We start from the raw sequence: 20,817 nt of genomic DNA, 5'->3' as shown, positions 1-20,817 counted from the left end.
TTATCTCCCTTCAAATCTTGAGGTAAGGATGCTATGCAGCTGCTCTGGATTTAAAGGTTTCTGGATAAAATCCTTTGCACCGGCTTCAATGGCGGAACGCAGCTGTGACTGTGTTCCGACAGAAGAAACGATAATGATTTCTGCATCTTTGTCAAAATCAATAATTTCACGGATTGCTGCATTGCCATCTTTTACTGGCATAACGATATCAAGAAAAGATAAATCAGGCTTTTCCTTTTTATAGATATCAATTGCATCCTGTCCGTTGGATGCCTCGAAAAAAAGTTGGTGTACCATATTTTGAAATAAAATCTTTTAACTGCTTTCGTGCAAGTATGGAATCATCACTAATAAGAATTTTTGCATTGTCTAGTCTCATAGTAAATCCCCTTTTCCTAATTTGTTTATAGAACCTATTTTACACTAAAAAAAATGGGCATGCAATTGTAATATACAAAATTCGTGTTGTTTTTTCTCGAAAAAACGCAAAATATGGATTGATTTTGTTCTTGAATCTTAAGGATGGAGAGATTATAATGAGTGCATCTTTGTAAAATTATGTAAAATCAGAAATGGAAGGGTAAAAGAAGATGGATGTAATGCTTGTATTTAACGTGGTGGTTGCGTTATTCGGTGCCTATATGATATGGTCAGCACTTCAGATGAAGAAGAGTGGTAAGATTAATTCCATGGTACTGGCACAGGAAGAGTTAAAAAAAGTGAAAGATACAAAGGGATTCATTGAATTTTTGTATTGGCGGGAGATGTTGTTTGGTGCGCTGGTATTGATTGTTGGGGTTCTTGGAGTCTTAAATGAGACCGTTATGCCGATTGGAAAAGCAAGTATCCTGGAAGTGATCATTTTCCTTGCAGCTTTCATCTGGTTTCAGAATTCATTGGCGAAAGCGAGAGAAAAGTTTTTACATTTATAATATGAGTTACATAAAAAACAGTTGTCATGGAAACAGACCGGAACCGGTAATATCCGGTGTGTTCCCAGTGGCAACTGTTTTCTTATTTTAACGTTCCTCCATAGGAACATAAGCTTTTCGTTCGCCAACATTCTTGTATGCAGGACGCATGATCTTGCCACTGTGTGCCACTTCCTCAAGACGGTGTGCACTCCAGCCGGAGATTCGTGCAATGGCAAAAATCGGTGTGTAAAGTTCTACCGGGAGTCCTAACATGCTGTAGGCGAAGCCGCTGTAAAAGTCAACGTTTGGACTGACACCCTTGTAGATCTTACGTTCTTTTGCAATGATCTCAGGGGCAAGCCGCTCGACCGTTGCATAGAGTTTGAATTCTTTTTCATAGCCCTTTTCTTCGGAGAGTTTTTCTACGAAAGAGCGGAAAATAACAGCTCGTGGATCGGAAAGTGAGTAAACCGCATGTCCCATACCATAAATTAGACCAGCGTGGTCGAATGCTTCTTTATGCAACAATTTTGTCAGATAATCTGCAATCTCATCCTCGTTTGACCAGTCTTTCACCTGTTTTTTCATATCATCAAACATTTTTACAACTTTGATATTGGCACCACCGTGTTTCGGTCCTTTTAAGGAACCTAAAGAGGCTGCAATCGCGGAATAGGTATCGGTTCCGGAGGAAGATACCAGATGCGTGGTGAATGTGGAGTTGTTACCACCACCGTGCTCCATATGCAAGATCAGGGCGGTATCTAACAATTTCGCTTCCAGTGGTGTGAATTTACTGTCAGCGCGGAGAATATGTAAAATATTTTCTGCAGTAGAATATTCTTCTTTTGGAGGATGGATAAATAAGCTGGCACCATCGTGATAATGCTTATATGCCTGATAACCGTAAACAGAAAGCAATGGGAATAAACTGATCAACTGAAGACATTGTCTCAATACATTTGGAAGAGAAATATCATCCGCCCTGTCATCGTAGGAGTAAAGTGTCAACACACTCCGCGCAAGGGTGTTCATCATATCCCTGCTTGGCGCTTTCATGATGATGTCACGTACAAAACTGGTAGGCAGTGTGCGGTATTTGCTCAGCATGTTAGTGAATTCTTTTAGTTCGTCTTTTGTTGGAAGACTGCCAAACAGAAGAAGATAGGTACATTCCTCAAATCCGAAATGGCTGTTCTCGTCAATTCCGGCAATAATATCTTTTACATTATAGCCGCGGTAATAGAGTTCGCCGTCTGCCGGCTGGGATACTCCGTCCACGATCTTTGTCGAACATACATCAGAAATCTCGGTCAGTCCAACGAGCACACCTTTACCGTTTATGTCACGCAGCCCGCGTTTTACGTCGTATTTGCTATATAATTCCGGATCAATGACAGAACATTTGGCACTTAACTCAGACAGATGCTCTAACTCCGGTGTTATCTCACAAAATGGATTATTTTTTGTCATTTAAAGCCCTCCTTCAATTTATCACGTTAACTTATAATAGCATATGTACTAAAATTAATACAAGAAAATTGTTCCAAATTTAAAAAATTTAAAAATTTTTAGAAAAAGTTTACATATAAACATGAAACTTCTTAATTATTCCTATACTTTCAGGAGATATTAGATTACAATAAAAAATGTAAATAATATGTCGTTTGTTGGAAAAAACAGTATAAAAATGGAAAAACAGGAGTTTGACAGGATGGAAGCGGAAGAGTTAATAAAAGCAGCTATGGAGGCAAAGGAGCATGCGTATGTCCCATATTCCCATTTTCGGGTTGGAGCGGCACTTCTAACAAAAAGCGGTAAGGTTTATCAGGGATGCAATATTGAAAACGCAGGATATTCTCCGACAAACTGTGCGGAGCGTACAGCATTTTTTAAGGCAGTCTATGAGGGAGAGCGTGAGTTTGCAGCAATTGCGATCAATGGAGATGGAGACGATTATCTGTATCCGTGCGGTGTGTGCAGACAGGTCATGGCAGAATTCTGCGAGCCGGATACGTTTCGAATTTTTGTTTCCAAAAAGAATGGAGAATATCGGGAGTATACGCTTGGGGAATTGTTTCCGGGTGCATTCACAAAGGACGATATAGAAAAAGCCAGAGTTTACTAGGTGGAACATGTTTTTGCCATTTTGTCAATGGATAAAACTACAAGAAAATAGTAGTAATTTTGGTAGTATTTTTTACGTTCCGGCATTAATTTTTGCTTGTGAATCAGGGAACATTAAAGTATAATAAGACTATCAAAAAACAGCCTGGGATGTGCGACACCCTACTATTTTGAACCTACATTTACTTTAAACGGGATTCCAACATTTTCAATTGGATGCCAGGCCTCAGTAATTCGCTACGGCGGCGGGGGAAGGCAAAAGCTTGATTGAGGTTACCCACCTAGCGTTGGCTAGGAGTCAAAATTGTAGGAAACGGCATTTTGGGTATTACAAAAGATAGAATGTACGAAAGAATTTATAAAGTACAGAAGAAGTTTTGAAGACACAAAAGCGTTCACAAGACACAGAAGATTTATAGTGAGGTACAAAAGATTCCGAAAGTACAAAAGCATTTTTGAGACACAAAAGAATCATAAAAGTACCAATGAAGATAGAAGATACACACGAGAATAAAACAGAAGATACAAAAGCGAGAAGCTGCTTTCTTAGAAAGCAGCTTCTTTTTAGGTAGTGCGTGAGGGGGAAAGTGCGTTTGAAAAGAAAAATCGGACTGCTTGTCATTTTGTTACTCATATTGTGCGGCATGCTATTGGCAGGAACGAAAAAAGGGTATCATAAAGACGTTTATTCAGAGCATTATGTTCCGGTAGAAGAGGTGCAGGATGAACTGTCTTTTTCTATATATAAGGAGATGGACTGGGAGCAGATATTGTTACAGAAACAGGAGTATCTGACAAAAAAGGCTGCCAGCGAAATTTTAGAGTTTCTTGGATTAAAGGATTACATACAACTTCCAGAGAAAAGTGAGAACGCTGCGCTAGACCGCGGGGAGTGGAACGCTGTTTATACAGAAATCCTTGCTTATCTAGATGATGAAAAAACAGTTACAACACAGGATCTGTTGCTGATGGATGTGATTGAATCGGACAGCGGATGCATTCTGGTCACAAATGAGGGGGATTATCCATCAAAGTTTGGACAACATTTTCTCACAGCATGGGATAATTACCGATTGTATTTGCTGGATGGTAAATGTGTTGGAATTGCGGGAATCAGTGAAGAGGAAGCAGAGGTATATAATACTTATATCAAGGCTGTCGAAGATGGAACACTTACTTTTTTATCCGGTGGTGCAGAATATGAGATTACAATGGATGCATCGGAAAAAGATGTGACAGAAGGCGTGGCGGATCTTGTTTTTTCAAATGGAAAGCTCCAGATCGTGCGAAAAAAAGAACAGGAGATCGGTGGAAAATTATTGTCCTATGATGAAAATACGATAGAGATTGAAGGCTATGGAAGAATCTCCCATACCGGGAAGATCCCGGTTTATGAACTTTTAGAAGGGGAAGATGTCACGGAGAGTTCGATTTCGAAAGTGGTTCTCGGAAACATGGAAGTATCCTATGTGATCGGGGAAGAAGAAGTCTGTGCAATTTTGATCAGGACACCGGCAGTAATCGAAAATATCCGGGTTCTGTTACTGGCAGACGATGGTGGAAGATTCCGCTCCGCAGTTTATCTGAAAGCAGATGTGGATGCAAGTATTAAGTTTGGTGAAACTGTGTCGGACTATGCGGCGGGAACGCTGCTTGATGTAAGTACGTGGTTTACAGAACGTGATGATACATTTTCCATTCAGCCTGCAACGGAAAATGGAAAGATTTTTCTGTGTGATGAAGCGGGAAATACCATCTCAAACGGATATTCCGGCAGTGTGGAGGTGCGCCGTTACGAGGAGGGCTACACCGTTGTGAACAGTGTTCCGTTTGAAACTTATCTTACTGCAGTGGTTCCAAGTGAGATGCCATCTACCTATGAAAAAGAGGCATTAAAGGCGCAGGCAGTCTGTGCGAGAAGCTATGCCTATATTCAGCTTATGAGGGCAGATCTGGCGGCTTTCGGAGCGCATATCAACGACAGTACGTCCTATCAGGTTTATAATAAAGTAGAGGCGGGCGAGGCATCCAGACAGGCGGTGGAGGAGACAAAACATGAGGTAATGACTTATGCGGACGAAGTAATCGAAGCATATTATTTCTCGACGTCTATGGGTTACACGGACACCGCAGAGGTATGGAATCCGGAAGAGATGGAAAACTATGGGTACCTGAAAAAGTATGCTTAAATACGCCGGAGACAGATATTGATCTGTCAGATGAGAAAACATTTTTAGATTATATCCGGAAACCACAGACAGGATTTGACAGTGAGATCAAGTATTATCGCTGGAGTGCACAGGCGGATTTTAACGGAAAAGAAGCCGGAATCCGGCAAATTTTGGAAAACAGGCATTCCATTTCTCCAAGGAACGTGATATATTATGAATCTAATGGTAAAAATGAGACGGACTCCATGGCAGATTTTGGAAAGCTGAAAGGCATCGAAGTGGAGAAACGGAGTGCGTCAGGTTCCATCCTGACGTTACGGCTTTCCTATGAACATGGTATGGTAAAAGTTTTTTCCGAGTATAATATTCGTAAAGTACTAGGACTTGGCGCGGCAAACATTGCGTATCAGGATGGAAGTGAGAGTGCTGAGGTGACGATTCTGCCAAGTGCGTTTGCCAGTCTTGTGAACGAAGCAGACGAAACATACACTCTATATGGCGGAGGTTACGGACACGGACTTGGCATGAGCCAGAATGGTGCCAATGGTCTGGCAAAAACCGGGATGAATTATCAAGATATTTTGCATTTCTTCTATAAAGATGTCTCGATTACCAGTCTGACAGAAAAAAGTGAATTTGCGAATCAGGATGATGAATAAATTGCAGTAACAATGGAGGAAAGAAAATTGATTTGGAAGATTATCGGAAACGGAAAATCTTTTTTTGATAAATGTAAGCGGGATAAGATCAATGCATATTCTGCCCAGTCGGCATTTTTTATTATATTATCGACAATTCCATTTTTGATGGTGTTTTCTTCCCTTCTTCAATACACACCGATCACGGAGGGGACTTTGTTAAAAATGTATCAGACTGCATTGCCAGATTACATTTCAGCTTTTTTGATTTCAATCACGGATGAAGTATATAACCGTTCGGTTGGAATCATCTCCATTACGGCGATCGTGGCAATCTGGTCTGCTGCCAAGGGAATCCAGTATATGACAGATGGACTGAATTCGGTCAATGACCTGGAGGAAAACCGAAACTGGTTTGTGTTAAGACTCTGGGCAATCGTCTATACGATCGTATTTTTGTTTGCAGTTGTATTTACACTGGTTGTCCTGGTCTTTGGAAATACGCTGCATGATCTTGCGGTAGAGTATATTCCGCTATTGCAGAGTCTGACGGATCTGATCGTAAGACTTCGTGGCTTTGTGCTTTTTGGAATTTTATTTGTATTTTTTGATATTATTTTTACCATGCTGCCAAACAAAAAACTGACGTTTAAAAGCCAGATTCCGGGCGCAGCGATCTGCGCGGTGGCGTGGTATGTGTTTTCGTTTGCTTTGTCCATTTATGTGGATTACTTTAATGGATTTTCTATGTATGGCAGTCTGACAACCATCGCATTGATCATGCTCTGGCTTTATTTTTGCATGTATATTATGATGATGAGTGCAGAAGTGAACGTGATCTTCAATGAAAGTTTCCGCAAATGGCTTAAGCGTGACCGGACAAAGAAAAAAGGGGTTGAGTTTTAGAAAACCCTGTGATAGAATAGCAATTGAATTTGATGCTGATCATGGGCATCAGAAATAGGAAAAGGCTGTGAATGTGTCAGTAGAGCACTATACTTTTTAAAGAGAGAGCGGGTCACCGGCTGAGAGCCAGCTTAAGGTAAGATAGGAATCGAATTTCACACAGGAGCCGCATTTGTGAACGCAGGAGATCTTGTAAATAGCAGATGACGCCTGATACACGTTACGTATCTACAAAGTGCTTTTCTTCGGATAAAGAAGAGAAGAATCAGGGTGGTACCGCGGAATCATTCGTCCCTACTAAGGGAGGATGGTTCCTTTTTTATGTCCTGAAAGATGTTTATAGACAATTGCGAAACTCATAAAAACCTAAATTGAATTGTGAAAAATTAATAAAAGCTTGAGAAAACACTGGGGAGCGGTCGGTTCTTAGAAGGCAGGTGCGATGTCAATCGTGACTGGCTTCTTAGTACCGTTACCAGCGACACGTAGCGAGAGCGTGTTTTCGAAAATTTTGTTAATTTTGAACAATTTAGAGAAGTTATGAGGAGTTTCGCAATTATCTAGAAAGATGTTTATGAAAAAGGAGAAATGAAAATGAAAGACAAATTGCAGCAGATCAGAGAGAAAGCAATTGCAGAGATCGAGGGATCTGACGGATTAGAGCGTCTGAACGAAGTCAGACAGGCAGTGCTTGGCAAAAAAGGTGAACTTACAGCAGTATTAAAAGGAATGAAAGATGTAGCACCTGAAGACAGACCAAAAGTAGGACAGTGGGTAAACGATACACGTTCTGCAATCGAGACAATTCTCGAAGAGAAAATGAAAAAATTAGAGGCAGATGCCTTAAAGAAAAGATATGAAGCAGAGAAAATCGATGTTACGATGCCGGCAGTGAAGCATGAAAAAGGAAATATGCACCCGGTGACACAGGTCCGTAACCAGCTCATTGATATTTTTGCCTCTATGGGATTTGAAGTTTATGAGGGAACAGAGATTGAGACAGATTACTATAACTTCACAGCTTTGAATACACCTCAGGATCATCCGGCAAGAGACATGCAGGATACTTTCTACCTCTCACCGGAATTCCTGCTCCGTACCCAGACATCTGCAGGACAGATACATGTTATGGAAGCAAAGAAACCACCAATCAAGATTATTTCCCCTGGTAAGGTATTCCGTTCCGATGATGATGCAACACATTCCCCGATGTTTACACAGATGGAAGGTCTTGTGGTAGATAAGGGAATTACACTCTGCGACTTAAAGGGAATGTTAGATGAACTTGTAAAGAAGATTTTCGGAAAAGAGACGACCACACGTCTTCGTCCATCCTACTTCCCATTCACAGAGCCTTCCGTAGAAGTTGATGTAAGCTGTTTCCAGTGTGGCGGATGCGGATGCAAACTCTGCAAAGGTACAGGATGGATCGAAGTATTAGGAGCAGGTGTTGTTAACAATAAAGTTTTAGAGGGTTGTGGAATTGATACCAATGAGTACAGTGGCTTTGCATTCGGTATCGGTATTGAGCGTATCGCAATGTTAAAATATGGTATCAACAACATCAAATTACTGTTTGAGTCCGATATGCGTGTATTAAAACAGATCGATGACTAAGACAAACAGATAGAGATATAGATAATTGCGAAACTCATGAAAGTGTAAATTGAATTGTGAAAAATTAACAAAAGACATGAAAGACATTGGGGAACCGCCGGTTCTTAGAAGGTAGGTACAACTGTAAGTTGTGCCTGGCTTCTTAGTACCGTTGCGAGTGACACATAGCGGGAGCGTGTCTTGAATGTTTTTGTTAATTTTGAACAATTGAAAGCAGAATATGAGGAGTTTCGCAATTATCTAGATAGAGATAAAAGAAAAGGAGACTTATCATGTTAGCACCATTAAGCTGGTTAAAAGATTATGTAGATATAGATGTTACTCCAAAGGAGTTAGAGGAAAAACTTTTTTCCTGTGGATTTGAAGTTGAGGAACTGATTGAAGTTGGAAAAGATGTAAGCGGCGTTGTTGTAGGTCTGGTTGAGACATGCGAGCCAATTCCTGACACACACTTAAGCTTATGTCAGGTAAATGCCGGTGAGCACGGAACCTTCCAGATCTGCTGTGGAGCAGACAATGTCCATGCAGGCGGCAAATTCCCACTCGCACTCGTAGGCGCAACAGTTTATGCAACTGCAAAAGACCATGTCACGATCGAAGGTGTGATGACAATTAAAAAAGGCAAGCTCCGCGGATATGAATCCTTTGGTATGCTTTGTTCCGGAACAGAGCTTGGATTAAACGAAGATTTATATCCGGGCGCAGGATACAACGGATTACTTGTGTTACCGGAAGATGCCAGAGTTGGAGCAGACGTAAAACCGATCCTTGGAATGGATGACTGGATTTTTGACATTGCGATCACCGCAAACCGTCCTGACTGCCAGAGTATTTACGGTATCGCAAGAGAAGTAGCAGCCGTTCTCGGAAAAGAATGCAAAGAGCCTGCACTTGATTTCACAGAGACAGATGTAAAGAAGGATTTCCATGTAACTGTTTCTGCGAAAGATCTCTGCCCGAGATATATCGCACACTATGTTCATGATGTTGAGATCAAGGAATCTCCTGCATGGATGAGAAGAAGACTGGCATTAGTCGGAATCGGTGGTATCTCCAATATCGTAGATATCACAAACTACGTCCTAAAAGAGTTAGGTCAGCCGATGCATGCATTCGACTATGCATATTTAGAGGGTGACGAGATTAATGTCAGACGTGCAGATGATGGCGAGAAGATCACAACATTAGACGAAAAAGAATTTGAATTAAATAATTCAAATCTTGTCATCTGTGACGGTAAAAAACCGGTTGCACTGGCAGGTATTATGGGTGGTTTGAATTCTGAAATCCAGGACACCACAAAAGAAGTGATGTTCGAGGCTGCAAAATTTGCCCGCGACAACATCCGTAAAAGCTCCAGGGCACTGGGACAGTCCTCTGATTCCAGCGCAATGTATGCAAAGGGTGTTTACGAATACACAACTGTTATGGCAATGAAACGTGCTCTTCATTTAGTAGAGGAGTTAGGCTGTGGTAAAGTTTCTTCCACACACATTGAAGTGTCTACCGGAAACTCCATCGAGCCAAAAGAGATGAAAGTAAGTGTAAAACGTGTCAATGGGGTTCTTGGAATCGAAGTCCCAGATGCTGACATCGTTCGTATTCTTACTGCTTTAAATTTTGCACCGGTCATCAACGGTGATGAGCTGACATTGCAGATTCCTGCTTACCGTGAAGATATGGATTCTTACCCGGATGTGGCGGAGGAAGTGATCCGTATGTATGGCTATGAGCATGTAATCCCAACCTTTATGCCGACTGCGAAAGTGACATTAGGTGGATTAAACTTAAAACAGAAGACAGAACTTAAAATCAAACGTGCACTCTGTGCAGCAGGAGCTTATGAGGGAATTCATTACTCCTTCTTCTCACCGTCTGATCTGGATCTGTTAAGACTGCCGGAAGATGCAAAAGAGAGACATGCAATCCGTCTGATCAATCCAATTAATATTGATCTTTCACTGATGAGAACTACACTTGCACCGCAGATGATCCATGCGATGGCAAGAAACCAGAAAAAAGCAATTTTAGAGGGAAGAATCTTCGAACTTGGAAATGTATTTATTCCAAAAGATCTCCCACTTACGGAGTATCCGGATGAGAGAGAGACACTGTGCGTTGGATTATTTGGCGAGAAGGAATCTTTCTACACATTAAAAGGATTTGCAGAGACGGTTGCAGATGCACTGAATATTACATTCACATACGAGGCAGCCGAGAATACATTCCTTCATCCATATCAGACAGCAGAGATTTTCTGTGAGGGTGAGAAAGTCGGATATCTTGGAAAGGTTTCTTACGAGATCATGGATGAACTTGATATGCGTGTACCGGCTTACGTCATGGAGATTGATCTTGCATCCCTGAAAAAATGGTATGGAAAAGAGCAGATCTTTACTCCGTTGCCAAAATATGCAGAAGAAAAACGTGATTTCGCATTTGTGGTAGACAAAAACATCACCTGTGCGCAGATTGAAAATGGTATCAAAGAGGCCTGCGATTATGTCACAGATGTAACATTATTCGATGTCTACGAAGGAATCCAGCTTGGACCGGATAAGAAGAGCATGGCATTCTCAGTTGTATTTACTCCGGCTGACGAAGAATTCACAACGGAAAGAGTGGAAGGTTTTGTCAAGAAAATCTTAAAGAACTTAGAGAAAACACTTGATATCAGGCTTCGTGCATAATATGATAGAAACATGGCAAAGAGTCGCAGCAGCGGCTCTTTGTTATGTACAGAAAATGCTAATAGATGGAGAACAATCATGGATGTAAAAGATTTTTATTATGATCTTCCACAGGAACTCATTGCACAGGATCCATTGGAGGATCGTTCCAGCTCCAGACTGATGGTTTTAGATAAGATCACAGGAGAAGTGGAACACAGACATTTTAAGGATATTACAGAGTATTTAAGACCGGGCGACTGCCTTGTCATTAATAACACAAAGGTAATCCCGGCACGTCTTTATGGCGTGAAGGAAGGTACCGAGGCCAAAATCGAAATCCTTCTCTTAAAAAGAAAAGAAAATGATATCTGGGAAACACTCGTAAAACCGGGAAAGAAATGCAAGATCGGAACGAAAATTGTTTTCGGCGAAGGGATTTTGACCGGTGAAGTTGTCGATATTGTAGAGGAAGGCAACCGGCTCATCCAGTTCCATTATGAAGGGATTTTCGAAGAGATATTAGACCGGCTTGGCCAGATGCCGCTGCCACCGTACATTACACATCAGCTTCAGGATAAGAACCGTTACCAGACAGTCTATGCCAAATATGACGGATCCGCTGCAGCTCCGACAGCAGGGCTTCATTTCACACCGGAATTGTTGCAGCAGGTGCGTGACATGGGGGTAGAAATTGCGGAAGTAACACTGCATGTCGGACTTGGAACGTTCCGTCCGGTCAAGGAAACAGATGTGTTAAAGCATCATATGCATTCTGAATTTTATAAAATCGAACAGTCAGAAGCGGATAAGATCAATAAAGCGAAAAAAGAAGGCCACCGTGTCATTGCAGTGGGAACAACAAGCACCAGAACTTTAGAGTCTGCTGCGGACGAGAATGGTTTCCTCACAGAAAAAAGCGGATGGACAGAAATTTTTATTTATCCGGGATATCAGTTCAAAGTCATCGATGCACTGATCACTAATTTCCATCTGCCGGAATCCACACTGGTAATGCTTGTATCCGCACTTGCCGGAAGAGAACATGTACTGGCAGCCTATGAGACCGCAGTAGAAGAAAAATATCGTTTTTTCAGTTTTGGCGATGCGATGTTTATTGTAGACCGGGAGTCTTAAAACTACTTGTAATCGCAAAGAACTTGTTATACAATTATCTTAAATATTTCATGAAGGAGAAGTGAGGTATGGAGGAGCGGAGAAAGCATAAGAGACTTGATCTGGAAGTCATGGTTGAATTAGAACGATTAGATGAAGAAAGCGTGACCACTTTGAAATATGTCCATGTCGAGGTGACAGATATTTCAAGAAGCGGTCTCGGATTTAAGTCGAAGGCAGATCTTGAGATTGGGAGCTATTACGATACAAGGATTCAGATCTGGACGAAAGAAGTTGTGGATGCTGTTATTGAAATCGTCCGGAGAGATGCTTTGCCGGAGGGCGGTTATAAATATGGATGCAGGTTTATTGGGATGACGGATACTGACGCACTCAAGATAGATATTTACCAGATATTTAATGATCTGTAAAAGAACCGGGGATCCGATACTACAATGCAGGAGTATATCGCTATGTCGTTTCAAAAAGTAAAATCATCTACATCACGGTGTTTTGATATCAGCACAGCAGCATTGCATATCATTGCAATGCTGTTCATGCTGATGGATCACCTTTGGGCAACACTTCTTCCGGCGCAGGAATGGCTGACCTGTGTTGGCAGGATCGCATTTCCGATTTTTGCATTTATGTCGGTAGAAGGTTATTTTCATACCCATAATTTCAAAAAGTACTTATTGCGAATGCTGGTTTTTGCAGTGATCTCAGAGATACCGTTCGATCTGATGTATGGTGGAACATGGTTTTATCCGGTCCACCAGAATGTGATCTGGACGTTTATCCTTGGTCTTTTAGGAATCCATATAATGGAAACAGTACGAAAGAAAAAGAAAACACCTGTTTTTGTACTGACAGCCATACTGGTTACGATTGCCGGAGGTTTACTCGGGACACTGACAATGGTGGATTATTATGGAATCGGAGTACTGACTGTTTTTATTTTTACTTTTTCCGCGGACGCAAATGGTGGTGTCTGCTTGGTCAAATTGTGGCTCTTTATTGGGTAAATGTGGAATTGCTTGGCGGATTAATGTATCCGGTCCGTTTGTTCGGCATGGAGTTTGAACTTTGCCAGCAGGGTCTTGCATTGCTTGCATTAGTGCCAATCTGGCTGTATCGTGGACGACAGGGATATCACAGCAAACCATTCCAGTATTTCTGCTATGCATTCTATCCGGTCCACATGCTCATTCTTGTGCTGATACTGGGCTTTGTGAACCGGTGATCTGTCTGATGTTGACCGGTCAAGAGAATATTTTTAATTTGTTGTCTCCCGGCGGATAAGGATAGGCGTAATTTGTTTATGGATCGGTTCTGCCAGCGGAACTGGTTTTCTCTTTTTACGTTCTTCCATCTGCTGCACTAATAATTCCATGGAGGTGTGTGCGATCACATCGATTTGCTGTCCAATGGTTGTGATCGGCAAAATAGCTTCACTGGCAATCGGAGAGTTGTCAAACCCTACCAGTTCATATGTGTCAGGGAGACATCCATATTTTTGAAAGATTAGATTCAGGAACATATTTGCATAGGTGTCGTTCGCAAGAAAGACACCTTTTTTTTGTCCGGGATATTTTTCATCGATATCAGCAAAGATGATTTTCATTTGTGAAAAGAGCTCCTGATAAGAATCTCCACACACATTAAGATTTAATTCATAAGGCACATGATGTTCTTTACAGGTGTCTTCAAATGCACGAATTCTGTTGTAGGCAGGAATAATCTTTGGCACATCTGCATTAATATGAATCAGCACATCACAATGGTCACGGATCAAAAGTGATGCAGCCTGCAGAGCTCCCATATAATTATCAGTTGTGACACTGCAGATATGTTCTGCCTCACGTTCAATTGCTATGACAGGAATCTGATAAGAAGCAAGCTTTTCGGAAGAAAGCGTATGGCTTAATACGATCAGGCCTTCGATCTGATAAGACATCAATTCTTCAATATACTGCTCCTCCTCATCCGGTCCGTTATCACTGACAAAAACAAGAAATTTATAATGATAATCACGGTAGCTGGAAAGAAGCTGGGTAAGCATTTCTGAGTAGTAGTGAAGGTAAAGATTTGGTACGATAATCCCGATAAATTCACTTTTCCCATTTGCGAGCACCTTTGCGAGTTTGTTCTTTTTATATCCTAAATCCTCAAGAGCCTGAGATATTTTTTCCTGATTTTCAAGTGTCAGTGAATCCGGATGATTAAAATATCTTGAAATTGTAGTTTTGGAAAAATGCGTGTATTCTGCAATGTCAGCAAATGTCACCTGTTTTTTCGCCATAAGTATCTGTCTCCTTTACGCATTGTCTATTGTATTTATCAGTATGTTAAAATATGAATCGTTTCGTTACAGTTTCATATTACACATAGTATAGCAATTAAGTTCTGGAATATCAATAAAAAAATAACTGGTTACGTAACTGGTTACTTTAACTTAAAAAAGTGTTGACATCTATTGGAAAATAGGTTATTATCCAATTATAAAGTAACCGGTTACTTTACCGATTATACAACAAGACTAAATGGAGGAATAGTGTATGAAAAGAGGGTTGAAACCAAAAAAGTCTACAGGCAGACAAACGCTTGTAAGTAAAGTTTCCTATGTCAAAAGAAACTGGCAGCTGTATGTGTTTTTCCTGATGCCGGCATTGGTGTTAACAATTATATTTAAGTATCTTCCGATGGGTGGGCTGCTCATCGCATTCGAAGATTATAATGTGATCAAAGGTGTTTTTGGAAGTCCCTGGGTAGGGCTGGAATACTTCAAACGTTTTTTATCCTCACCGGATTTTATGAGTTATCTGTTAAACACATTAAAGCTCAGCATTTATGGACTGCTTTGGGGTTTTCCGATTCCAATTATCCTGGCATTATTACTGAACCGGATCCGTAAGCAAGGTATAAAAAAGAAAATACAGCTTTTAATCTATGCACCTAACTTTATTTCCGTTATTGTACTCTGTGGTATGGTACGTATGTTTTTATCACCGGTTGGTCCGATGAACCGTATTCTCGGTATCACTACAAATTGGATGACAATGCCGACTGCCTTCAGGACAATTTATATTGCAAGCGGAATCTGGCAGGGAGCAGGATGGGCATCCATCATGTACACGGCAGCTTTAGCCAATGCCAGTAAAGAATTAGAAGAAGCGGCTGTTATGGATGGTGCAAATCTGCTGCAGCAAATCTGGTATGTCGAGTTGCCGGCCATTAAAGATATTATTGTAATTCAGTTTATTTTACAGGCCGGAAACATTATGAGTATCGGATTTGAAAAAGCATATGCATTACAGACGGATATGAACCTTCCGGCATCTGAGATTTTATCAACTTATGTGTATCGGATCGGACTTCTGAACGGAGATTATGGCTACTCAACGGCTGTCGGATTGTTCAACTCTGTCATTAATGTTATTTTATTGATTTTCGTAAATTTTGTAGTAAAGAAAATAAACGATGGAGAAGGATTATAGGAGGATGAAAAGATGGAAACATCAAGAAAAATAAAATATTCGGGAATTGACCGTCTGATTTTAGGTATAGCATATGCGCTTCTCGGTTTGTTTGTTCTTTCGATTGTTATTCCTTTGATATATGTGGTTCTGGCATCTTTTATGGATCCGACTGTTTTAAATAATCAGGGACTGAGTTTTCGGATAAAAGACTGGACATTAGATGCATACCGGCGTGTTTTAGAGAATGAAATGATATGGAGAGGATTTTTTTAATTCATTTTTCTACTCGCTGGCGTTTACTGCAATTTCTTGTTTTTATAACACTTCTTGCAGCTTATCCGATGTCAAAAAAAGAGTTTGTCGGCAGAAATTTTTTTAATGTAATTTTTCTGATCACTATGTTTTTTGGTGGTGGGATGATCCCGACATTTATATTAATCAACCGTTTACATATGGTGAATACTGTATGGGCTATTTTAATACCCGGAGCATTCAACGTATGGAATATGATTCTTGCAAGAACTTATTACCAGTCAATACCAAAGGAACTCAGAGAGGCGTCCTCCATTGATGGTGCAAATGAAATCCAGCATTTTTTCAAAATTATGATTCCGGTGTGTAAACCAATCATCGCCGTACTGGCACTCTGGTCTTTTGTTGGAATGTGGAACAGCTATTTTGATGCACTGATTTATTTGAATGATGCAGATCTGCAGCCATTACAGCTTGTGCTTCGTTCCATTCTTGTACAGAATACACCACAGCCTGGAATGATCGCTGACATCCAGAGTACGGCTGAGATGGCAAAAGTAGCGGAACAGTTAAAATATGCGACTATTGTTGTGTCAAGCTTACCATTATTAATTATGTACCCATTTTTCCAGAAATATTTCGATAAAGGAATTATGGTTGGATCTGTAAAAGGTTAAAGAAGGGGGAACTTCCTATATGCGTAGAAAAATAAATAGAATGTTGTCATTCGGGCTTGCACTGATCATGATGTTTAGTATAGCCGGCTGCGGAAGCAATGCACAGCCACAGGCAGAGATAGATCCGGACACTCCGGTTTCCGAAGTACAGTTTCCGTTAAAAGAAACTGCGGAATTATCCTTTATTACCAGTGCACCGGCAACCTCAACGCAGGATCCGAATGAAAGGATCATTTTTCAAAGACTTGAGGAACAGACGAATGTGCATATTAAATGGACGTGTTTTGTATCGGATCAGTTTTCTGATAAAAAAAATCTTGCATTAGCACAATTTGGCAATCTGCCGGATGGCTTGTTTAATGCCGGAATGAGTGATTACGATCTGCTTCGTTATGCAAAGCAGGGGATTATTATTCCCCTTGAAAATCTGATCGATAAATATATGCCAAATCTTCAGGCTGTATTTGAAAAATATCCGGAATACCGCACAATGTGTACCGCACCGGATGGACATATATATTCATTTCCATGGATCGAACAGCTTGGTGCCGGTAAAGAAGCCATACAGGCCATCGGAGATATCGCATATATCAATAAAAAATGGCTGGATTATCTTGGATTGGAAATACCCACAACAACGGATGAACTGGAACAGGTATTAATTGCATTCCGGGATCATGCAGATGAATTGCAGGAAGAATTTGATATTGAAGGTGATGTGATACCGATGTCCTTTATTATCAACAATGGAGATCAGGATCCCGCCATTCTGATCAATGGATTTGGAGAAGGCTATGGTGATACCGGTGATCATTTTGCAGTGACGGATGAAGGAAAGGTCATTTACACAGCTGTTCAGGAAGGATATAAAGAAGGCATTGAATGGCTGCATAAATTAGTTACAGAAGATCTTATAGATCCGGAAGCATTCACACAGGAATGGTCTACCTATGTTGCAAAAGGTAAAAACCACCGATATGGTCTTTGCTTCTCCTGGGATATCGCAAATATTGATAATAATGTTGATTATGTAATGCTCCCTGCACTTACAGGTCCGACGGGCGTGCGGAATATCACAAGACAGAACAATAGTGAGACAAGCGGATTTGACAGAGGACGTTGTGTACTTACGACCAGTTGCAGAAATACTGCACTGGCAGCAGCATGGATCGATCAGATGTATGCACCATTACAGTCTCCACAGAACAATTGGGGCAGTTATGGTGAGACAGATTCCTTTAATATTTTTGAATTATCTACAAACGAAAAAGGTGACCCGATGTTAAAGCATATGGATTTAGGCGACCAGTCTCCGGTAGAAGTCCGCGAGGCACAGTCAGTCAATGGTCCGCTTGCCATCTTAAATGAATATTATGGTGAGTATGTAACACAGCCGGAAGATGCAAAATGGCGGCTTGACAATATGCATGAGACATATTTGGCAGATATGAACAGTAAATACGTTTATCCGAATGTATTTATGAGTATAGAAGACACGAATAAGGTGTCGCAATATGACACAGATATTAAAAAATATGCCGAACAGAAAAAAGCCGACTGGATTTTAAATGGCGGCATAGAAAAGGAATGGGATTCCTATCTTGAAAAAATGGAAAAATATGGATTATCAGATTATCTTTCCATTAAGCAGAAATACTTTGACAACTATCAGAAATCATTATCAGAATAATTAGGAGAGAAATAATATGAGCAATATGTTAGAAAAAGCCAGAAAATACGAGACAGAAAAAATTGCTGCTACAGATCCGCAGACAAAACCTTTATTTCATGTTTCTGCTCCAACCGGATGGATCAACGATCCAAATGGATTTTCGTTTTACGATGGACAGATACATCTGTTTTATCAATATCATCCATATAACAGGGAATGGGGACCAATGCACTGGGGGCATAGCGTTACGTGCGATATGATCCACTGGGAACAGCTTCCAGCGGCACTTGCTCCGGATGAAGAATATGATAAAGCCGGATGCTTTTCAGGAAGTGCGATCGAAGCAGATGGTAAACATGTACTTGTATATACAGGAGTAACCAGAATAAAACAGCCTGACGGAAGTGAGCAGGATCGTCAGAATCAGTGTATTGCATTTGGTGATGGAAAAGATTATCAGAAATATGACAAAAATCCTGTCATGACCGGAGAAATGCTTCCAGAGGGATGCAACAGGGTAGATTTCCGTGATCCGAAGATCTGGAAAGAAAATGATACCTATTATATGATCGTTGGCAATAAAAATGAAAATCAGATCGGACAGGTTGTGTTATGTTCAAGCAAAAATCTGACTGACTGGAAATTTGAAACAATTCTTGCTTCAAACGAAAGCGGAAAAATTGGTACAATGTGGGAATGTCCGGACTTCTTTCAGCTGGGCAGTAAAAGAGTGCTGATCTGTTCACCGCAGGATATGAAAGCGCAGAAATATGAGTTTCATAATGGACATAACAGTGTTTATTTTCTTGGGGACTATGATGAAAAAACACATACATTTGTAAAAGAATTGCCGCATGCACTAGATTATGGAATGGATTTTTATGCACCGCAGACAACTGAACTGCCGGACGGCAGACGTATTATGATTGCATGGATGAAATCCTGGGATGCATGTGTGATTCCAAATTCACAGGATTGGCAGGGAATGATGACACTGCCGAGGGAATTGGAATTAAAAGATGGTAAAATCTGGCAGACACCGGTGCGTGAAATTGAAAAGTATCATAAAAATCCATGTCGATATGATCATGCAGAAATAAATCAGGAAACAACACTGTGCGGAATTGAAGGTCGGACGATCGACCTTACCGTTTTACTGGAAGAGGATGAATTTCAAACATTTTCCATGAAACTTGCCGCAAATAAGGAATATGAAACAAGCTTTACTTATCATAAGGCTGAAAATATGCTTGAGATCGATCGCACTTATTGCGGTGTGACAAAAGATGTTGTCTGCGTGCGGAAACTGAAGATTTCAAATCCGGAAGGGCTTAAGAAAATGAGATTTATTTTGGATCGTCAGTCGATCGAACTATTCCTGAACGATGGGGAACAGGTTGCGACAACAGCCATCTGCACGCCGTTGGAAGCGCAGGAAATCCATTTTTACAGTGACAAAAAAATACATATTAATGTTGAAAAGTATGATATAATGAGTGCAAGTGAGAAGAATGCATTTATGCATTCGGCGAACGACGAAATTATTGAGTGATGAAATCACGATATAGTAAAATTATAAAACAAAAACTACTATCAGACACGGAGGAAAAAGTATGGATGTTGTAGCTTTAGGCGAATTACTCATTGATTTTACTGAGAATGGGATCAGCAGCCAGGGAAATCCATTATTTGAGGCAAATCCGGGTGGTGCACCATGCAACGTACTGGCAATGTTGACAAAGCTCGGACATAAGACAGCTTTTATCGGAAAAGTAGGAAATGATTTTTTCGGAAAACAGCTGGAACAGACGATTATTGATGTTGGGATTGATGCATCAGGCTTACAGAAAGATGATGACGTACATACAACGTTAGCACTGGTACATACTTATCCGGATGGAGACAGGGATTTTTCGTTTTACAGAAATCCTGGTGCAGATATGATGCTGACAGAAGCGGAAGTACCGGAAGAGTTGATAAAGGGAACACGAATCTTTCATTTTGGCACACTGTCCATGACACACGAAGGTGTACGAAATGCAACAAAAAAAGCACTTCGTGCTGCAAAAGAAGCCGGTGCTGTCATTTCCTTTGATCCGAATCTGCGCGAGCCGCTCTGGAACTCCTTAGATGAAGCAAAAGAACAGGTGCTTTACGGATTAGGACAGTGTGACATTTTAAAGATTTCTGATAACGAGATTCAGTGGCTGACCGGAGAAGAAGATTTCACAAAGGGTGTACATTGGATCCTTGAGAGATATCATATTCCATTGATCCTTGTATCCATGGGCAGGGAAGGAAGCCGTGCTTATTATAAAGATCTTATTGTAGAAGTGAAACCTTTTATACAGAAGAATACGATAGAGACAACCGGAGCCGGAGATACCTTCTGTGCATGTGTTCTCCATTATATTTTAGAGCATGGACTTACCGATCTTACAGAGAATGACCTGAAAGAGATGCTGACTTTTGCAAATGCAGCGGCATCCATTATCACTACACGCAAAGGCGCACTCCGCGTAATGCCGGAACGGGAAGAGGTTGAAAAATTGTTATCCTGTTTCAATTGATACTGTGTA

At 40.8% G+C, this 20,817-nt stretch carries 18 protein-coding genes, 1 other RNA gene, 1 pseudogene and 1 other annotated feature; of the genes and pseudogenes, 17 read left to right on the top strand and 3 right to left on the bottom strand.

Annotation, left to right across the window (positions count from 1 at the left end; translation table 11 throughout):
• Nucleotides 1–297 (bottom strand): response regulator, encoded by a 297-nt coding sequence (locus ROSEINA2194_RS16740; RefSeq protein ID WP_009860863.1) that lies wholly within the window; start codon nt 295–297, stop codon nt 1–3.
• Nucleotides 298–590: 293 nt separating this feature from the next.
• Here ROSEINA2194_RS16740 and ROSEINA2194_RS16735 point away from each other — a divergent pair, with 293 nt between their 5' ends.
• Nucleotides 591–932, top strand: coding sequence for a hypothetical protein (locus tag ROSEINA2194_RS16735; RefSeq protein WP_009860862.1), 342 nt, complete (start codon nt 591–593; stop codon nt 930–932).
• Nucleotides 933–1,019: 87 nt separating this feature from the next.
• On the opposite strand, the gene ROSEINA2194_RS16730 is transcribed toward ROSEINA2194_RS16735, so the two are convergent.
• Nucleotides 1,020–2,387: a citrate/2-methylcitrate synthase gene (locus ROSEINA2194_RS16730; RefSeq protein WP_009860861.1), complete on the bottom strand. Its 1,368-nt coding sequence runs from the start codon at nt 2,385–2,387 to the stop codon at nt 1,020–1,022.
• A 217-nt stretch (nt 2,388–2,604) separates the two neighbouring features.
• Here ROSEINA2194_RS16730 and ROSEINA2194_RS16725 point away from each other — a divergent pair, with 217 nt between their 5' ends.
• The 11 genes from ROSEINA2194_RS16725 to ROSEINA2194_RS22340 all read left to right on the top strand — a co-directional run bounded on the left by ROSEINA2194_RS16725 (nt 2,605) and on the right by ROSEINA2194_RS22340 (nt 13,401).
• Nucleotides 2,605–3,042: a cytidine deaminase gene (locus ROSEINA2194_RS16725; RefSeq protein ID WP_118579283.1), complete on the top strand. Its 438-nt coding sequence runs from the start codon at nt 2,605–2,607 to the stop codon at nt 3,040–3,042.
• A 138-nt stretch (nt 3,043–3,180) separates the two neighbouring features.
• Nucleotides 3,181–3,373, top strand: a non-coding RNA gene (ssrS, locus tag ROSEINA2194_RS20680) — 6S RNA.
• 261 nt (nt 3,374–3,634) lie between these two features.
• The gene (locus ROSEINA2194_RS16720; protein ID WP_044928645.1) at nt 3,635–5,230 is read left to right on the top strand and encodes a SpoIID/LytB domain-containing protein; all 1,596 of its coding nucleotides are present in this window, start codon (nt 3,635–3,637) and stop codon (nt 5,228–5,230) included.
• Complete coding sequence (locus ROSEINA2194_RS16715; RefSeq protein ID WP_009860858.1) at nt 5,179–5,871, top strand: DUF8618 domain-containing protein; 693 nt, start codon at nt 5,179–5,181, stop codon at nt 5,869–5,871. Before ROSEINA2194_RS16720 ends, ROSEINA2194_RS16715 begins: the two co-directional genes overlap by 52 nt.
• A gap of 27 nt (nt 5,872–5,898) precedes the next feature.
• Nucleotides 5,899–6,756, top strand: coding sequence for a YihY/virulence factor BrkB family protein (locus tag ROSEINA2194_RS16710; protein WP_044928650.1), 858 nt, complete (start codon nt 5,899–5,901; stop codon nt 6,754–6,756).
• A 58-nt stretch (nt 6,757–6,814) separates the two neighbouring features.
• Nucleotides 6,815–7,055: a binding site (T-box leader), on the top strand.
• A 295-nt stretch (nt 7,056–7,350) separates the two neighbouring features.
• Complete coding sequence (pheS, locus tag ROSEINA2194_RS16705; protein WP_044928641.1) at nt 7,351–8,373, top strand: phenylalanine--tRNA ligase subunit alpha; 1,023 nt, start codon at nt 7,351–7,353, stop codon at nt 8,371–8,373.
• A gap of 272 nt (nt 8,374–8,645) precedes the next feature.
• Nucleotides 8,646–11,063 (top strand): phenylalanine--tRNA ligase subunit beta, encoded by a 2,418-nt coding sequence (pheT, locus tag ROSEINA2194_RS16700; protein ID WP_009860855.1) that lies wholly within the window; start codon nt 8,646–8,648, stop codon nt 11,061–11,063.
• Between the two features lie 78 nt (nt 11,064–11,141).
• Nucleotides 11,142–12,179, top strand: coding sequence for a tRNA preQ1(34) S-adenosylmethionine ribosyltransferase-isomerase QueA (queA, locus tag ROSEINA2194_RS16695; RefSeq protein ID WP_009860854.1), 1,038 nt, complete (start codon nt 11,142–11,144; stop codon nt 12,177–12,179).
• A 68-nt stretch (nt 12,180–12,247) separates the two neighbouring features.
• Nucleotides 12,248–12,589, top strand: a complete 342-nt coding sequence (locus ROSEINA2194_RS16690) for a PilZ domain-containing protein (protein ID WP_009860853.1) — start codon at nt 12,248–12,250, stop codon at nt 12,587–12,589.
• A 42-nt stretch (nt 12,590–12,631) separates the two neighbouring features.
• Nucleotides 12,632–13,183, top strand: coding sequence for a TraX family protein (locus ROSEINA2194_RS16685; RefSeq protein ID WP_252832692.1), 552 nt, complete (start codon nt 12,632–12,634; stop codon nt 13,181–13,183).
• Nucleotides 13,165–13,401: a TraX family protein gene (locus ROSEINA2194_RS22340; RefSeq protein ID WP_252832690.1), complete on the top strand. Its 237-nt coding sequence runs from the start codon at nt 13,165–13,167 to the stop codon at nt 13,399–13,401. Before ROSEINA2194_RS16685 ends, ROSEINA2194_RS22340 begins: the two co-directional genes overlap by 19 nt.
• A gap of 33 nt (nt 13,402–13,434) precedes the next feature.
• On the opposite strand, the gene ROSEINA2194_RS16680 is transcribed toward ROSEINA2194_RS22340, so the two are convergent.
• Nucleotides 13,435–14,460, bottom strand: a complete 1,026-nt coding sequence (locus tag ROSEINA2194_RS16680) for a LacI family DNA-binding transcriptional regulator (protein WP_009860850.1) — start codon at nt 14,458–14,460, stop codon at nt 13,435–13,437.
• 256 nt (nt 14,461–14,716) lie between these two features.
• On the opposite strand from ROSEINA2194_RS16680, the gene ROSEINA2194_RS16675 reads away from it, so the two are divergent.
• The 5 genes and pseudogenes from ROSEINA2194_RS16675 (at nt 14,717) to ROSEINA2194_RS16655 (ending at nt 20,808) form a co-directional block, all read left to right on the top strand.
• Nucleotides 14,717–15,655, top strand: coding sequence for an ABC transporter permease (locus tag ROSEINA2194_RS16675; RefSeq protein ID WP_009860849.1), 939 nt, complete (start codon nt 14,717–14,719; stop codon nt 15,653–15,655).
• A gap of 12 nt (nt 15,656–15,667) precedes the next feature.
• Nucleotides 15,668–16,566, top strand: a pseudogene (locus tag ROSEINA2194_RS16670) (carbohydrate ABC transporter permease).
• Between the two features lie 19 nt (nt 16,567–16,585).
• Nucleotides 16,586–18,256 carry a type 2 periplasmic-binding domain-containing protein gene (locus ROSEINA2194_RS16665; protein ID WP_009860846.1) on the top strand — a complete coding sequence of 557 codons (1,671 nt, stop codon included), beginning with the start codon at nt 16,586–16,588 and terminating at the stop codon, nt 18,254–18,256.
• A 16-nt stretch (nt 18,257–18,272) separates the two neighbouring features.
• Nucleotides 18,273–19,790 (top strand): glycoside hydrolase family 32 protein, encoded by a 1,518-nt coding sequence (locus ROSEINA2194_RS16660; protein WP_009860845.1) that lies wholly within the window; start codon nt 18,273–18,275, stop codon nt 19,788–19,790.
• 61 nt (nt 19,791–19,851) lie between these two features.
• Nucleotides 19,852–20,808, top strand: coding sequence for a carbohydrate kinase family protein (locus tag ROSEINA2194_RS16655; protein WP_009860844.1), 957 nt, complete (start codon nt 19,852–19,854; stop codon nt 20,806–20,808).
• The last annotated feature ends 9 nt before the right edge of the window (nt 20,809–20,817 follow it).

The sequence above is a fragment of the Roseburia inulinivorans DSM 16841 genome (assembly GCF_000174195.1).
Classification (GTDB): Bacteria; Bacillota; Clostridia; order Lachnospirales; family Lachnospiraceae; genus Roseburia; species Roseburia inulinivorans.
This window is presented reverse-complemented; position numbering and strand designations above follow the sequence as displayed.

Excerpts from the sequence above, each read along its gene's own strand:
- pheS (WP_044928641.1), top strand. The coding sequence starts at position 7,351 with ATGAAAGACAAATTGCAGCAGATCAGAGAGAAAGCAATTGCAGAGATC.
- ROSEINA2194_RS16690 (WP_009860853.1), top strand. The coding sequence starts at position 12,248 with ATGGAGGAGCGGAGAAAGCATAAGAGACTTGATCTGGAAGTCATGGTT.
- ROSEINA2194_RS16665 (WP_009860846.1), top strand. The coding sequence starts at position 16,586 with ATGCGTAGAAAAATAAATAGAATGTTGTCATTCGGGCTTGCACTGATC.
- ROSEINA2194_RS16735 (WP_009860862.1), top strand. The coding sequence starts at position 591 with ATGGATGTAATGCTTGTATTTAACGTGGTGGTTGCGTTATTCGGTGCC.
- pheT (WP_009860855.1), top strand. The coding sequence starts at position 8,646 with ATGTTAGCACCATTAAGCTGGTTAAAAGATTATGTAGATATAGATGTT.
- ROSEINA2194_RS16675 (WP_009860849.1), top strand. The coding sequence starts at position 14,717 with ATGAAAAGAGGGTTGAAACCAAAAAAGTCTACAGGCAGACAAACGCTT.
- ROSEINA2194_RS16725 (WP_118579283.1), top strand. The coding sequence starts at position 2,605 with ATGGAAAAACAGGAGTTTGACAGGATGGAAGCGGAAGAGTTAATAAAA.
- ROSEINA2194_RS16715 (WP_009860858.1), top strand. The coding sequence starts at position 5,179 with ATGGAATCCGGAAGAGATGGAAAACTATGGGTACCTGAAAAAGTATGC.
- ROSEINA2194_RS16655 (WP_009860844.1), top strand. The coding sequence starts at position 19,852 with ATGGATGTTGTAGCTTTAGGCGAATTACTCATTGATTTTACTGAGAAT.
- ROSEINA2194_RS16740 (WP_009860863.1), bottom strand. The coding sequence starts at position 297 with ATGGTACACCAACTTTTTTTCGAGGCATCCAACGGACAGGATGCAATT.
- queA (WP_009860854.1), top strand. The coding sequence starts at position 11,142 with ATGGATGTAAAAGATTTTTATTATGATCTTCCACAGGAACTCATTGCA.
- ROSEINA2194_RS16730 (WP_009860861.1), bottom strand. The coding sequence starts at position 2,387 with ATGACAAAAAATAATCCATTTTGTGAGATAACACCGGAGTTAGAGCAT.
- ROSEINA2194_RS16680 (WP_009860850.1), bottom strand. The coding sequence starts at position 14,460 with ATGGCGAAAAAACAGGTGACATTTGCTGACATTGCAGAATACACGCAT.
- ROSEINA2194_RS16685 (WP_252832692.1), top strand. The coding sequence starts at position 12,632 with ATGTCGTTTCAAAAAGTAAAATCATCTACATCACGGTGTTTTGATATC.
- ROSEINA2194_RS16660 (WP_009860845.1), top strand. The coding sequence starts at position 18,273 with ATGAGCAATATGTTAGAAAAAGCCAGAAAATACGAGACAGAAAAAATT.